Source organism: Microbacterium sp. DT81.1 (assembly GCF_049844955.1).
Classification (GTDB): domain Bacteria; phylum Actinomycetota; class Actinomycetes; order Actinomycetales; family Microbacteriaceae; genus Microbacterium.
The window spans coordinates 203,069-216,709 of record NZ_JBNCMA010000004.1 but is presented as its reverse complement, the minus strand read 5'-3'; the positions used below and the strand labels follow the sequence as shown (position 1 = coordinate 216,709).

General features: G+C 68.2%; 11 protein-coding genes, 1 tRNA gene and 1 other RNA gene. 6 read left to right on the top strand and 7 right to left on the bottom strand.

Annotated features, from left to right (window positions below; all coding sequences use genetic code 11):
* Positions 1-2 precede the first annotated feature (2 nt).
* Positions 3-2,138, bottom strand: coding sequence for a phosphate acetyltransferase (gene pta, locus ACLQ2Q_RS12505; protein ID WP_425820788.1), 2,136 nt, complete (start codon positions 2,136-2,138; stop codon positions 3-5).
* A gap of 63 nt (positions 2,139-2,201) precedes the next feature.
* Positions 2,202-2,298: signal recognition particle sRNA small type (gene ffs / locus ACLQ2Q_RS12500), an RNA gene on the bottom strand.
* A gap of 209 nt (positions 2,299-2,507) precedes the next feature.
* Between ffs and ACLQ2Q_RS12495 the strand changes: the two genes are divergently transcribed.
* From ACLQ2Q_RS12495 to ACLQ2Q_RS12480, 4 genes are all read left to right on the top strand, one after another.
* Positions 2,508-3,491 carry an AAA family ATPase gene (locus ACLQ2Q_RS12495; protein WP_425821064.1) on the top strand — a complete coding sequence of 328 codons (984 nt, stop codon included), beginning with the start codon at positions 2,508-2,510 and terminating at the stop codon, positions 3,489-3,491.
* The gene (locus ACLQ2Q_RS12490) at positions 3,488-4,726 is read left to right on the top strand and encodes a DUF58 domain-containing protein (protein WP_425820787.1); all 1,239 of its coding nucleotides are present in this window, start codon (positions 3,488-3,490) and stop codon (positions 4,724-4,726) included. The genes ACLQ2Q_RS12495 and ACLQ2Q_RS12490 overlap by 4 nt, the downstream gene beginning before the upstream one ends.
* The gene (locus ACLQ2Q_RS12485) at positions 4,713-6,989 is read left to right on the top strand and encodes a transglutaminaseTgpA domain-containing protein (RefSeq protein WP_425820786.1); all 2,277 of its coding nucleotides are present in this window, start codon (positions 4,713-4,715) and stop codon (positions 6,987-6,989) included. Before ACLQ2Q_RS12490 ends, ACLQ2Q_RS12485 begins: the two co-directional genes overlap by 14 nt.
* Positions 6,990-7,013: 24 nt before the next feature.
* Positions 7,014-7,098: transfer RNA gene (locus ACLQ2Q_RS12480), tRNA-Ser, on the top strand.
* Positions 7,099-7,488: 390 nt separating this feature from the next.
* Here the strand turns inward: ACLQ2Q_RS12480 and ACLQ2Q_RS12475 are convergent.
* Positions 7,489-8,724, bottom strand: a complete 1,236-nt coding sequence (locus ACLQ2Q_RS12475; protein ID WP_425820785.1) for a tyrosine-type recombinase/integrase — start codon at positions 8,722-8,724, stop codon at positions 7,489-7,491.
* Between the two features lie 11 nt (positions 8,725-8,735).
* Positions 8,736-9,317 (bottom strand): hypothetical protein, encoded by a 582-nt coding sequence (locus ACLQ2Q_RS12470; protein WP_425820784.1) that lies wholly within the window; start codon positions 9,315-9,317, stop codon positions 8,736-8,738.
* Between the two features lie 127 nt (positions 9,318-9,444).
* Here ACLQ2Q_RS12470 and ACLQ2Q_RS12465 point away from each other — a divergent pair, with 127 nt between their 5' ends.
* Both ACLQ2Q_RS12465 and ACLQ2Q_RS12460 read left to right on the top strand, forming a co-directional pair.
* Complete coding sequence (locus ACLQ2Q_RS12465; RefSeq protein WP_425820783.1) at positions 9,445-9,624, top strand: excisionase family DNA-binding protein; 180 nt, start codon at positions 9,445-9,447, stop codon at positions 9,622-9,624.
* 19 nt (positions 9,625-9,643) lie between these two features.
* Positions 9,644-10,345 carry a hypothetical protein gene (locus ACLQ2Q_RS12460; protein WP_425820782.1) on the top strand — a complete coding sequence of 234 codons (702 nt, stop codon included), beginning with the start codon at positions 9,644-9,646 and terminating at the stop codon, positions 10,343-10,345.
* Between the two features lie 188 nt (positions 10,346-10,533).
* On the opposite strand, the gene ACLQ2Q_RS12455 is transcribed toward ACLQ2Q_RS12460, so the two are convergent.
* The 3 genes from ACLQ2Q_RS12455 to ACLQ2Q_RS12445 form a co-directional block, all read right to left on the bottom strand.
* Positions 10,534-11,472 carry a cation transporter gene (locus ACLQ2Q_RS12455; RefSeq protein ID WP_425820781.1) on the bottom strand — a complete coding sequence of 313 codons (939 nt, stop codon included), beginning with the start codon at positions 11,470-11,472 and terminating at the stop codon, positions 10,534-10,536.
* Positions 11,473-11,483: 11 nt separating this feature from the next.
* Positions 11,484-11,984 carry a hypothetical protein gene (locus ACLQ2Q_RS12450; protein WP_425820780.1) on the bottom strand — a complete coding sequence of 167 codons (501 nt, stop codon included), beginning with the start codon at positions 11,982-11,984 and terminating at the stop codon, positions 11,484-11,486.
* Positions 11,985-12,047: 63 nt separating this feature from the next.
* On the bottom strand, positions 12,048-13,610 hold the full coding sequence (locus tag ACLQ2Q_RS12445) for an SLC13 family permease (RefSeq protein WP_425820779.1): 1,563 nt from the start codon (positions 13,608-13,610) through the stop codon (positions 12,048-12,050).
* Positions 13,611-13,641: the final 31 nt, after the last annotated feature.

Here is a 13,641-nt window from a genome sequence, read left to right as displayed (position 1 = left end):
GGCTAGACGTCCTGCGCCTGGATCGCGGTGATCGCCACGGTGTTCACGATGTCATCGACCATCGCGCCGCGGGAGAGGTCGTTGATGGGTTTGTTGAGTCCCTGCAGCACCGGCCCGATCGCCACCGCCCCCGCGGAGCGCTGCACCGCCTTGTAGGTGTTGTTGCCCGTGTTGAGGTCGGGGAAGATGAACACCGTCGCGCGACCGGCGACGGAGGACCCGGGCATCTTCGCGGCGGCGACGGCGGCGTCCGCCGCTGCGTCGTATTGGATCGGGCCCTCGACGAGAAGCTCGGGTGCCCTCTCTCGCACGAGGGCGGTTGCGACGCGCACCTTCTCGACGTCGGCGCCCGAGCCGGACTCCCCCGTCGAGTACGAGAGCATGGCGATGCGCGGCTCGATGCCGAACTGGGACGCGGTGGCGGCGGAGGAGACCGCGATGTCTGCGAGCTGGTCGCTCGTGGGGTCGGGGATCACGGCGCAGTCGCCGTAGACGAGCACCCGGTCGGCGAGGGCCATCAGGAACACGGACGAGACGACCGAGACCCCCGGCTTGGTCTTGATGATCTCGAACGCGGGCCGGATGGTGTGCGCGGTCGTGTGCGCAGCCCCCGACACCATGCCGTCGGCCAGTCCCATGTGCACCATGAGGGTGCCGAAATACGAGACATCCGTCACCGCGTCTGCCGCTTGCGCGTAGGTGACGCCCTTGTGTGCGCGCAGCCGTTCGTACTCCCGGGCGAATCGGTCGACGTGGACGGGATCGAACGGGCTCAGGATGCGGGCGTCGCGGATGTCGATGCCGAGTTCGATCGCGCGGCTGCGGACCTCGATGTCCTCACCGAGGATCGTGAGCTCGGCGACGCCGCGCGAGAGCAGGGTGGCGGCGGCTCGCAGGATGCGGTCGTCGTCGCCCTCGGGCAGCACGATGTGGCGCCGCTGGGCACGGGCTCGTTCGATCAGCCCGTACTCGAACATCAGAGGTGTGACGACGGTCGCCCGGGCGACGCCCAGCGACACCGTCAGCTCCTCGGTGTCGACGTAACGCTCGAACATCGCGAGCGCCGTGTCATAGCGGCGCTGCGAGTCCGCGGCGAGGCGCCCCCGCGTGTTCATGACCCGGACGGCGGTCTCGTAGGTCCCCAAGTCGGTCGTGATGATCGGCACGTTCGAGCCCAGCCCGTCGATCAGGCGGTCGATGGACTCCGGGAGCGGGAACGGGCCGTTCAGCACGATCCCGGCGATCGACGGGAAGGTTCCGGAGGAATTCGCGAGGAGCGTGGCGAGCAGCACCTCGGTGCGGTCGGCGGGGATGATGACCACCGCCCCCTCGGTGAGGCGGGGAAGGACATTGACCATGGACATGCCGGCCACGACCACCCCCAGGGCCTCACGGGTGAGCAGTTCGGGATCGCCCTTGATGAGCGTCCCCTCGACCGAGCGCAGGATACCGCGGATGGAGGGGGCGACGAGGAAGCGGTCCTCCGGGAGCGCCCAGACGGGCACGACCCGGCCGCGCCCGGCGGCTCCCTCGGCGGCGTCGACCGAGTTGCGGATCGCGGCGACGATTCCCGCGAGGTCTTCGGGGTCGGCGCGATTGGCGACCACGGCGAACAGCTGTGCGCGGCCGTGCGCGAGTTCGGTGAGTGCGAGGTCTGAGATCTGGCCCATCTCCGCGGCCGTGCGCGCGGTGCTGGTGCCCAGCTGCTCGCCCCGGCCCTGCAGCGCGCGCCCGCCGAGCACGAGCAGCACGGGAGCTCCGAGGTTCGCGGCGATGCGAGCGTTGTAGGCCAGCTCGGCCGGGCTGCCGACATCCGTGTAGTCGCTGCCGACGATGACGACGGCGTCGCAGCGAGCCTCGACCGCCTTGTAGCGACGCACGATGGTCGCGAGCGCCGCCTCCGGATCTGCGCGGACGTCGTCGTAGGTGACACCGACGCAGTCCTCGTACGGCAGATCGACGCCGTCGTGGGCCAGCAGCATCTCGAGCACGTAGTCCGGCTCGGCGGTGGAGCGGGCGATCGCCCGGAAGACTCCGACGCGGGGCGTTGCGCGCGAGAGGGTGTCGAGCACGCCCAGAGCGATCGTGGACTTGCCCGAGTGTCCTTCGGCCGACGTGATGAAGATGCTCTGCGCCACCGGTTCAGCCTACGGGGCGAGGTCGCCGGCACGGCGGTCGGAGCTTCGATGCGTCCCCGGGAATGGAAAGACTCTCCGCGCACCCGGCAGAGCCTGGTTACCCTTGCTACGTTTCCGTCCTGGGGGAGTTGGCCTGGATACCGCCGCGCGGAGAGCTGAGAGCAGTCTAACAACGGCCGACGGGACATTCGAATCCGCTCCCGCACCCATACGGGATCAGGCACTTCCCAGGAGCCGACTCGTCCCGCGCGGGATACGATCGAAGAACTGGGGCGAGGTCGCCCTTCACGACGGATGCGAGGGGGTCGCATGAAGCAGGCCGCGATGACGGATGCGGCGGCTCCCGCTTCAGGGACGACCGCGACTCTCATGTCGCCCGGGGAGATGAACGGTCAGCGTTTCGAGCGCGCGATCAGCGGCATCCTCGACTCCATCGGCAAGGTGATCGACGGCAAGCCGGAGGCCGTGCGCAGCGCGGTCGTCACCCTCCTCGCCGAGGGCCACCTGCTCATCGAAGACGTGCCGGGCGTCGGCAAGACCATGCTCGCCCGCGCCCTCGCCGCAACCATCGACGCCACCGTTCGTCGCATCCAGTTCACGCCCGACCTGCTGCCGGGAGACGTCACCGGGGTCAGTGTGTTCAATCCCGTTGATCGCGAGTTCGAGTTCAAGGCCGGCGCGATCTTCGCGCACATCGTGATCGCCGACGAGATCAACCGCTCATCCCCCAAGACCCAGTCGGCGCTGCTCGAGGCCATGGAGGAGGGTCAGGTCACGGTCGACGGCCAGACGCACCTGCTGCCGGAGCCTTTCCTCGTCGTGGCGACCCAGAACCCGCTCGAGATGGAGGGGACGTACGCCCTCCCCGAGGCGCAGCGCGATCGCTTCATGATGCGCATCTCGATGGGCTACCCGGATGCTCGGAGCGAGGCCCTCATGCTTCGGCAGCGGGACACCGTCAACCCCCTCGAGCAGGTGGAGCCGGTGGTCACGGCCGCCGTCGTGTCGGACCTGATCGCCCACGCCCGGGCGGTGCACGTCTCCCCCGCGATCGAGGACTACGCCGTCGCCCTTTCGCAGGCGACCAGGACGCATCCGGACCTCCGGCTCGGGGCGAGCCCACGGGCGACGCTGCAGCTGGTCCGCGCCGCCAAGGTGTGGGCGGCACTGGACGGCCGCGCCTTCGTCATCCCCGATGACATCGCCGCGCTGCTCATCCCCGTCTTCTCGCACCGCCTCATTCCCACCCGCGCGGCGGTCGGCTCGCGGGCCCGCGGAGCGGGAGACACCGTGCCCGCCATCCTCGAGCGGATCGCCGCAACCGTCCGCGTGCCACTCGCCGCACGGCCATGAGACACATCTGGCCCCTCACGATCCGGGGAACCGGAGCCGTCGTGCTGGGCATCGCGTGCTTCATCCTCGCCGGCGAACTCGCCCTCCCTGTGCTGACGTACTTCGCGCTGCTGCTCTTCGTCGTCGTCGGCGTGAGCGTCGCATCCCTGTATTCGATGAAGCGGGGCGCGAGCGTCACCCGCGCCCTGTCGACGGATGTCGCGACCGTCGGCCGGGAGTCCACCGTGACCGCCTCCGCCGGCCTGCGCTCGGCCCTGCCCGTTCCGCCGGGGCTCTGGTCCGATGGACTGCCGAAGGCCCTCTCGGGCGAAGCGCACGGCACCTTCCCCGCACTTTCATCCGGACTGAGCGGCGGGGAGCGCTCCGTAGAGCTCTCGTACCGGATCACCGGGGTGTCCCGCGGCGTCCACGCGATCGGCCCCCTGACGATCACCTCGACCGACCCCTTCGGCTTCGCGCGGCGCCGGCTCGTTCTCGGCAGCCGCACGCCGGTCACGATCGTCCCCTCGGTCGCCGAGCTGCCGCCGCTCTCCAGCGCGGCGGGAGAGGTCGGCGGTTCACTGCACTCCGCGACCACCCAGCTCGGGCAGGGCGCGGACAACCTCATCGCGCGGCCGTATGCACCCGGCGATTCCATGCGCCGCATCCACTGGCGTGCGACCGCGCACCGCGATCAGCTCATGGTCCGCCAGGAGGAGCAGGAGTCGACGCCGGAGGCGACCGTCGTGCTCGACCGCGGGGTGCTCCGGTGGTCGAACGACGCCCTGCGGGCACCGGGCACCGATCCGGCGTTCGAAGCGGCCGTCTCGGCCTGCGTTTCGGTGACCGCGCGGCTCGCCAAGGAGGGCTACACCGTCGAGGTGATCGACAGCGACGGCACCGCGCTCTCCGATCCGCTCGACGGGGATGCGGACATCGACACGCTGCTCGCCCGCTTCGCGACGGTCACCGCACGCCGCGACGATCACCTGGCCCGGCTCACGGCGCTGTTCGCCGGCGTGACGACCGGTCCCGTCATCTTGATCGTCGGGCGGCTGGACCCCCAGGACGCCGAGGCCCTCGCGCCGCTGGCGCACCACTCGACGCTTCCGATCCTGCTCGCGGCCGCACCGCGCGCGGGAGCGCTCGAGCGGGCCACCGAAGCCGGCTGGCGCTGCGCCGAGCTCGAGGCGGACGGAGATCTCGCCAACGTCTGGTCTCGAGTCGGACGGGGGTCGAACCGTGTCTTCGCGTGAGGCCGTCGCCCCGGTGCGCCGCGGACCCGACGTCGCCCTGACGATCGGCGCCGCTCTCACCCTGCTCGCCGCGCTCATCCCTCTGCTGCGCGTCGTGGCGCCGGGATGGTGGTTCGCGGGGACGCTGCTGATGGTGGCGCTCATCTTCGCCGCGGGGTACGTCGCACGTCGGTTCGCTCTGCCCGCTGTCGCCGTGACGCTCATCGAGGCCGGAGTCTGGCTCGTGCTGCTCACGCTCCTGTTCGGGCGCAGCACCGCTCTGCTCGGCGTGATCCCGACGCCGGCGACCTTCCGCAGCGTTCCTCCGCTGCTCGAGGCGGCGGCGCAGGAGATCGCGCTCGGAGCGGCCCCGCTGGCCGCCGGCGTACCGCTCTCGTTCATGACCATCGCGGCCGTCGGCGTGCTCGCGATGGTCATCGATCACGTCGTGCTCACCGCGCGGATGCCGCTGCTCGCGGCCGTCGGGCTGATCGCCGTCTCGCTCATTCCGGCGATCGCCGTGCCCGGTGAGGTGGAGGTCACGTCATTCGTCCTGCTGGCCGCCGGCATCCTGTTCCTGCTGCGCGCGGAGACGCGCACGCGGGAGGCCGGCCGCGTGCAGTCGAGCACCGCTCCGAGCGGCGTCTCGGCCGTCGCATCCGGCATCGGCGCGATCGCGGTCGTCGTCGCCATAGCGGCCACGCCGCTGCTTCCGGTGGCGGAGGCGCAGCCGGGTGCCGGCTTCGCGCCGCGCGGCAATTCCATCGATCCATCGCTCGAGCTGGGCAGCGATCTGCGCCAGCCCAGGGAATCGGAAGTGCTGCGTGTGCGCACCGACGCCTCCACCACCCCCTATCTGCGTGCCGCGACGCTGTCGGAGTTCACCGGACGCGTCTGGCTTCCCGACGTCGGCGGCACGACGCCGCTGGAAGACGGGCTCGAAGAAGTCGACGTGAACGATGACGTGCGGGTCACCGAGTACACGACCTCCGTCGAGATCGTCGACCTGACCAGTCGCTGGCTGCCCATCTCGTATCCGGCGGTCCAGGTCGACGGGCTCGAGGGCACCTGGGCGGCGATGATGGAGAACCGCACCGTCGTCAGCGAGGAGTTCGCGTCGAACAGGCAGACCTACGAGGTCGTGACGCATCTCCCGCGCCCGACGCTCGAGCAGGTCCGTGGCGCCGAGGCGGAGCTGGGCATCGCACCGGATCACACCAAATCCGTCCCCGCGCAGGTGCCGGCCATCGTCGTCGACCTCGCCCGCCAAGTGACCGCGGGCACCACCACCGACTACGACGCGCTCGTCGCCCTGCAGCGCTGGTTCCGCGGCGGCGAGTTCACTTACTCCCTCGACGCGCCCGTCGACGACTCGTTCGACGGCACGGGGCTGCAGGCGATGGCGGAGTTCCTCGAAGTGAAGTCCGGATACTGCGTCCACTTCGCATCGACCTTCGCCCTGATGGCGCGCGTGCTCGAGATGCCCTCGCGTGTCGTCGTCGGATACCTGCCCGGCACATCGACGGGAGAATCGGTCGACGGCGAGACCGTGTTCTCCGTCATGAGCTCGCAGCTGCACGCATGGCCGGAGGTGCACTTCGAGGGAATCGGCTGGGTGCCCTTCGAGCCGACGACCGGGCTGGGGGTCCCGACCACCTTCGCCCCGGCATCCGTGCCGGTGACGCCCGACGGCACCGACGTCGAGCCCCAGAACGCGGACGGCGCCACCCCCGCGCCCACCTCATCGATCCCTCCCGGCGAGCCGGGCGGTCCGCCGCTGGTCGGCTCCTCGGGCGTCGAGACGGCCCCGTTCGATCCACTGCCGATTCTCGCCGCCGCGCTCGTCATCGCCCTGCTGCTGGCCGTCCCCGGAGTGTTCCGCGAGGTGCGCAGGCGCACCCAGATCGCCGCGGCGCGCGCCGGTGACGCCGGCGCGGCGTGGCGGGAGCTGCAGGAGACCGCGCTCGACATGGGCATCGCGGTCCCGGCGAGCGAGAGTCCGCGCGCGCTCGGGAAACGGCTGGTGGGCGCACACGGCGCACCGCCGGATGCCGTCGCGGCACTCGTCGAGGGCATCGAGCGATCGAGCTACGCGCGCAACGGCAATCACCAGTTCGGCCACGGTCCGCAGCTCGCGGATGCCGCCATCGCCGCCCGCGTCGGAATGATGACGGCGGCCGACGGTCGTCACCGCCTGCTCGCGATCGCCGCACCTCGCTCACTCCTCATCCGCCCCGGCTCGGTCTACGCCGATGGTTCGATGACCCCCGCCGCATCGAGATAGGATGACGGAGGCTCTTTGAGCCGTGGAGGATTCGCCTAGTGGCCTATGGCGCACGCTTGGAAAGCGTGTTGAGTGAAAGCTCTCAGGGGTTCGAATCCCCTATCCTCCGCTCCCCCGATCCCAGTGTTCGCAAGGGATTTCGCGCGACTTCGAATTGCGTGGCACACCTACTGGCACAGTTAAGGCCGATTTCGGCTCTCTGAGAGGCCCGAAATCCGCGATTTCTTGCGGGCTGGAAGCGAGCCTGTTGCGACATGGCGGCGTCATGACACAACAGGAGCTAGCGGTTTTCGGACATGCCACCACGGTGTGTGATGAGAGCCCGCCTTCTCCGAGGCCGAGAGTGTAGCGATCGAGCGTGGCTGCGTTCCGGGCTTTCGCGGCATAGCCTCGGCCCTTCGCTTCGCTCGGGGCCTGCGGTATTCCACGTCCCGAAACTCCGCCCCGCTCGTTCGCTGGTTCGGCGGATGTTCGGAGAAGGCGAGAACTGCCTGGGGTCTTAGGTCGCCGTCAAGGTGGTCTCACCGGCGGGCGTCGGGGCGAGCAACTGGCCAACCAGATCGGCGGCGCCACGTTGCAGGGTACGCACCGCGTGCGAGTAAGTGTTGAGCGTGGTTTGGATGTCGGCATGGCCGAGCCGCTCAGAGACGATCTTCGGGTGGACGCCGGCACGCAGCAGCAGAGTGGCGTGCGTGTGCCGGAGCTCGTGCAGGTGCAGCCGGTCGAGGTCGGGATGCGCGTCTCCGGCTTTGTTGACCCGCTCACGCCACTGCCTCGAGAACTGCGTCGGGTTGTGCGGCCGCCCATAGCGGTTGCAGAAGATCAGCTGCTCGCCCCTCGCGAGCTCTGGCTCAACAGCACGCAGGAGATCCCGCTTGGTCCGCAACGCCTCTGCGAGCCGCGTGTCGATGTCGACGTTCCGCACTCGGCCGCTCTTGGTCTGCCTGAAGTCGATGATCGGCTTCTTCCCGGCTTCCTTCACGTACGACATCGCGCGAGCGATCGTGATCACGTTGTTCTCGAGGTCTACGTCCTTCCAGCGCAAGCCGAGGATCTCACCGCGGCGCATGCCGGTCCCCAGCAAGGTGAGCCACGCCAGCCAGAGGTAGTCACCGGTCGACTGGGACCACTCGAGGAACAGTCGTGCATCCTCCGCAGACCAGGTCATCATTTCGGGTGGCGCCGCCTCGATCTTCGTCGGCGGCGATGCCCGTTTTGCGGGGTTGAGTCGTATCAGGCCATCCTCGAGCGCATGCTGCAGAACTTGCGAGACCAGCACGTGCACGTGGCGGACGGTGGCCGGCCCTAGCGGTTCGCCGACGTGTCCGCGGTCCTTCCGGCCGTTCCTCTCGAGCTGTCGGTAGTAGCGGTTGAGCTGATCCTTCGTGATGTCGCTCAGAGGCGTACGGCCGAGCGGGCTGGCCTCGACGTGCACGCGGTAGTGCTTCCGGTACCCGGCGAGCGTTGTCGCACGCACGCGGAGGCCGTCGAAGTACTTCTCCGCGTAGAAGTTCAAAGTCTCGCGCGTGACCTCCACGTGACTCCCCCGCCGGATGTCGACCTGGACCTCAGCCAGCGCCTCCCGCGCCTCGCGCTCCGTCTCGAATCCACGGCGGAACCGACGAACGAACTCTCCATCCGGTCGAACGACCCAGTACGCGATGCGGAACCGCGTCTCGTCGGACGGTGTGGCGTATGGCGAGACCGTTCCCTCGTGGTTGACACGTCGAGCCATGACTTCGCCCTTCAGTTGATGGACGGTCCGCTCGCGGCGGCCCTATCGGTGACCGGGCCCGTGGCGTCGGCGTCGGGAAGCCGTAGCCCCGAGGCAAGGCCGTCCATGCGCGCTCGGTTCATCAGACGCGTCGCCGTGCTCTGACTCACGCCTATAGAATCGGCGACCGCCTTGAGGGGCGGCAGGCTGACCGCAACGGCGAGGCGATACGTGGTCGCTGCATCCGCCACGTTCTGCTCGGCGGTCCGACCCGTTCGCTTACGCATCCGATCAAGATACGCCGCCCCCGACGTTGCGGAGTTGGATCCATCGGCGACTGTGGAAACCATGAGGCCGGTGGCCTGCACCACAGCCTGTACGCGAACCTCGCGCAGGGTCAGGCTCGTCACCTCGTCTCCCACTCCCTCACGACCCACTGTGACCAGGTCCGCCGCACTGCGTCCCAGCTTCGGGTCGAAGACCACCTGAACTTGAATCGTCCCTGGCACTCCGGGCTCGCCTCGCAGTACCCCTGTCCACCGGCGAGGGACGCTCACGCCGTTACCCAGCTGGATGCGCTCAGGGCTGACGTCGGTCGTCTCGAGCTTCACCATGCCGCCAGTATCTCAGGCGTTCAAACGCTGGACAAGGCATGACATGACGCATTCATGACACAAATGGCTCACACCGTGCTACCGTGTGGGCTATCGCTGACATAGGTGGCTCGGGAAGGGGCGAATCATGAACCGGTCAGAGAACTCACTAGCACTGACGTATAAGGACGCAGCGGTGCTCGTCGGCGTGGAGTACCGAACGATCAGGGCCGGGGTGGAGCGCGGGACGATCCCCACCATTCAGCTCGGGCCGCGTCGAATGATTCCGCGCGCCGGCCTGCTGAGGGCGTTCGGCGTCGATTCCTGATCAAGCCGAATTCGACATCGTGGTCGACGCCCGGCTGCCCGCCGAGTGGCTGGGAAGCATCCGCATCGACGACCTCAGCGATCGCGCGTTCCGGATCCTCGCCGGCGCCCTCATGTGGTGCAACGGCCAGGGAACCGATGGATCGATACCGGCTCGCTACACGAGGTATCTCCATCCCGACGGCGATGATCAAGCCGCGTTTGACGAGCTCGTGGGGGCGGGTTTCTGGACACGCGTTGAGGACGGCTACTTCCTGGAGGGTTGGTCGACCGATCTGCGACAGTCCACCGCAGCAGAAGTGGAACGCTACCGAGAGTCGTCACGGCTGAGACAGAAGGCATACCGCGACCGACGTCGAGTTGCCCGGGCGAGCGACGCCCCTTCGCCTCTCCATGACCCGATGAGCACGCATGACGTGACGCGTGACGGAGCGCATGACGTCACGGCAAACGTAGGCTCAGGCTCCTTAACCGCCGTAGAGGAAGGAAGCGCCTACGCGACGGGTAACGTCACGCGTAACGCGGACTCTCCCTTCTGCCGGAAACATCCCCACGGGACCACTGAGCCGTGCGGTGCGTGCGCTCGCGCCCGCGTGGCGCTGGCGGCCCGCCACAGCACGATTCCGGGACTCGGGTGGGACTGCTCGAGCGACGGCCACAAGCTGGTGATCGACGGGACCTGCGCAGTGTGCGACCATCGTCCACTTTCGCATCTGGCCTAATGCGACCGCCGCCGCCCGACGCAGGTTGAGCCAGTAGGCAGTGTGAGGGGGTCATCGTGCGGCGACCGCTCACGGATCCCTACCCGGGCACCGGTGGCGGATAGTTGAGAATCGTCTCGTAGAGCGGTCGCTGATCGATCCTGTACGAAAAGACACCGACGATGAAGGCACAGCGCATGCATCCAATCTCACTCGAAGAGAGTGGGATCGCTGGTGAGCGCGACGTATGCCCAGACGTCGAGTCCGAGTGTGCTCAGCGCCTCTTCGACGGATCTTCGGATGATGTCCTCTCCTGCGATGTTCCATTCGTCTCCGATGACGGTGAAGTCGACCTCCACGTACAACTTGTTTCCCACTTTGCCGGCCCGGACGAGGGGCTCCGGGAGCTCATGCGCCACGCGGACGCTTTCGATTGCAGCCGCGATCTTCTCCTTCAGCTCCTGCGATGGCGCGCCTTCAAGAAGTTCATTGAGGCCTGCGGACATGAGCCGGAAGGGGATGTAGGCCAACAACAAGCAAGAGACGAGAACGAGAGCGGGGTCGACGTAGTCGGCCACGTTCTGTAGCCCGGCCGCTGTGAGGAATGCCGCGGCAAGCGCGCCCACCAGCATCACGGTGCTCAGCACGGCGCCCGCCCGCCACTGGGCTGATTCAGCTACTACAAGATCCGATTTCGGTGCTCGACGCTTCAACCAGATCGCCATAGCGAAGCCTGCAGCGGCCGTTCCCGCGCCGTAGATCGCGATGATGACGGGGTCAACCGGCGATCCGCCCGCGCGGATGATCACGATGGCGTCGCCGGCGGCGTAGAGCAGCGTCCCCGCGATGGCAAGTCCTTGGATCAGGACGACGAATGGGGTGAGCGCATCCCGGCCGAAGGGAAAGCGCGAACTCGGGCCGGCGCGTGACGCAGTTGCCGCCCGCACAGATGCGATGGAGAGCAGCAGCCCGATACCCATGTACGCGCCGTCGAAAACGATGATCCGTGTGCCGGTGGTGACGCCGAGCATCAGCGCCGCAGCCGCGATGGCGAGCGAAACCCAGATGGAGACCCAGAGAGCGCTCCTTTCGGGGCCGGCAGAGTCTCCGGCCGCGTGTGCGACGGGGGGCCCGGTCTCGGGCAGCATCGCCTCTTCTCCTACCGAGAGTCGCGTTTCGCCTGCCGGCGTGCTCCCTGCGATCTGCTCGAGGCGTCGCGCTTCTGCCCGCCGGTCGTCTTCTGATGGCTGCGCGTGCGTCCTTCGTCGTTGATCGCACCGGTCGACGCGTTGAACGACTCGGGCCCGGTCCACTTCCCCTCGCGCGCCATCGCGAGCCGTTCGGCCTTGAGCAGCTCGGCTTGCTCGTGCGCGACCTCGGCGAGGCGCTCGGACACGCGCGCGAGCGCCTCTTCGAACGCCTCCGCGCGGAGACGATCCTTTCCGCCTTTAGGTCGGGCCGCGCCGCGTGACTTCGCGGCATTCACGCTCTTCGCCGCCGTCCGGCGGTAGTTCGTGACGTGCTTGTTGCGCGCTCGACGAACGCGCTTGTGCAGGGCGAGCAGCTCGTCCTCGTCGAGCGCGGCCAACCGTTCGGGCTCGATCTCCCGCATCAGGTCCAGCTCGCTCCGCTTGAGAACCCACAAGTACTCTTCCATCATGCCCATCCTTCGTGTTGATTCGGCTCTTGGGGGGCGTGCGCGTCGAAGTCGAACGCCGGAAGCTCAGAACGGCCAGATCAGCGGTACGTACCAGACCGCGACGACGAGGAAGAGCAGCGCCAGGGGAAGCCCGAGCTTCCAGTAGTCACCGAAGCGGTACCCACCGGGTTCCATCACCATCAGGTTCGCCGGGGTGGCGATGGGTGTGAGGAAGGACGCGGCTCCCGCGACGGTGAGCGCCATCATGAACGGCTGCACCGAGGCGCCGATGCTGACAGCCACTGAGATGGCGACGGGCGCGACGATCAGGACGGTGGCGGTGTTGCTGATCAGCTGTCCCAGCACAATCGTCAGCACGCAGATCGCGAGGAGTGCGACGTGGGGGCCTGACTCGCCGATCATGCTGGTCAGCCCATCCGCGATGAGGTCGGCTGTGCCGGTGGTCTGAAAGGCCGTCGACAGCGGGATCATGCCCGCCACGAGCACGACGGTGGTCCACGAGATCGAGCGGTACGCCTGGGCCCCTGTCATCGTTCTGCTGAGGACGAGGGCCGACGCGGCCAGGAGGCTTGCGACAGCGGGCGGGACGAGGCCGGTGGCGAGCAGGATGACCATGACGATCAGGATGCCGATGGCGCGCTTGGCGCCCTTGCCCAAGGGCACGCCGCGGCGCAGGGTCGCGGGGTCGTCGACGACCAGGACGTCCCGGCCGCGAGTGTGCTTGGTCAGGTCGTCCCACGCTCCCTGCAGAAGAAGTGCGTCTCCGGCCCGCAGGTGCACGTCCGCCCCTTGCAGTCGTTCCTCGGCGCGTCGAGCGCCCAGGATGACGAGATCTCCGCTCGGGGTGGTCATCCCCGGGAATACGTGCATCCCGATCAGGGGCGACCGGGGCGGTACGACGACCTCGGTGATGCCGCGAATGGGGCCGAGGAGTGTCGCCGTGTCGGCCGTCACCGCGTACTGCGAGCGGAGGGCGCTGGCGAGGAGGCGGAGGTCGGGGGGCATCGTCGGGGCCGGGCGCACCGGCAGCAGCATTCGTCCGAACAGCACGACGATGAGGATCGTGCCGACGACGAGCGGAATCCCGACCAGCCCGAACTCGAAGAATCCGAAGGCGCGACCGCCGTTATCCGTGGCGAAGTCCGAGACGATGATGTTGACCGGTGTTCCGGTGAGGGCCAGCATCGAGCCGGCGTGCGCGGCGAAGGCGAGGGGAAGCAGCATCCGCGACATCGCTATACCCGCGCGGGTGGCGACCACGACGACCAGGGGCAGGAGAGCCGCGACAGCGCCGTTGACGCTGATCAGCGCGGTGAGAACCGCGACGAGCAGACACACGACGATGAGCAGGATGACGGGCTTGGTGCCCGCCCGTGCGATGACCTTCTGGCCGGCCCAGGTCGTCACTCCCGTGGCGTCCAGCGACTCGCTGACAACGAAGAGGGAGGCGATGAAGATCACGGTGGGATCGCCGAACCCGGCCAGGGCCTGAGGCAGCGTGAGCACGCCGGTGAAGAAGAGTGCTAATGAGACGCCGATGGCGACGATGCCGAGAGGGAGCCTGTTGCTCATGAAGGCGACGACCGCGAGCGCGAGGATGCCCAGTGTGGCGACGATCGGGTCCATGGCGCTCGGCTCTCGGCTCGTGTCTCGATCG

What these genes read in the sequence shown, in the direction of transcription:
- ACLQ2Q_RS12465 (WP_425820783.1), top strand. Translation starts at nt 9,445, where the DNA reads ATGAACCGGTCAGAGAACTCACTAGCACTGACGTATAAGGACGCAGCG.
- ACLQ2Q_RS12455 (WP_425820781.1), bottom strand. Translation starts at nt 11,472, where the DNA reads ATGCTGCCCGAGACCGGGCCCCCCGTCGCACACGCGGCCGGAGACTCT.
- ACLQ2Q_RS12445 (WP_425820779.1), bottom strand. Translation starts at nt 13,610, where the DNA reads ATGGACCCGATCGTCGCCACACTGGGCATCCTCGCGCTCGCGGTCGTC.
- ACLQ2Q_RS12495 (WP_425821064.1), top strand. Translation starts at nt 2,508, where the DNA reads ATGTCGCCCGGGGAGATGAACGGTCAGCGTTTCGAGCGCGCGATCAGC.
- ACLQ2Q_RS12470 (WP_425820784.1), bottom strand. Translation starts at nt 9,317, where the DNA reads ATGGTGAAGCTCGAGACGACCGACGTCAGCCCTGAGCGCATCCAGCTG.
- ACLQ2Q_RS12490 (WP_425820787.1), top strand. Translation starts at nt 3,488, where the DNA reads ATGAGACACATCTGGCCCCTCACGATCCGGGGAACCGGAGCCGTCGTG.
- ACLQ2Q_RS12450 (WP_425820780.1), bottom strand. Translation starts at nt 11,984, where the DNA reads ATGATGGAAGAGTACTTGTGGGTTCTCAAGCGGAGCGAGCTGGACCTG.
- ACLQ2Q_RS12475 (WP_425820785.1), bottom strand. Translation starts at nt 8,724, where the DNA reads ATGGCTCGACGTGTCAACCACGAGGGAACGGTCTCGCCATACGCCACA.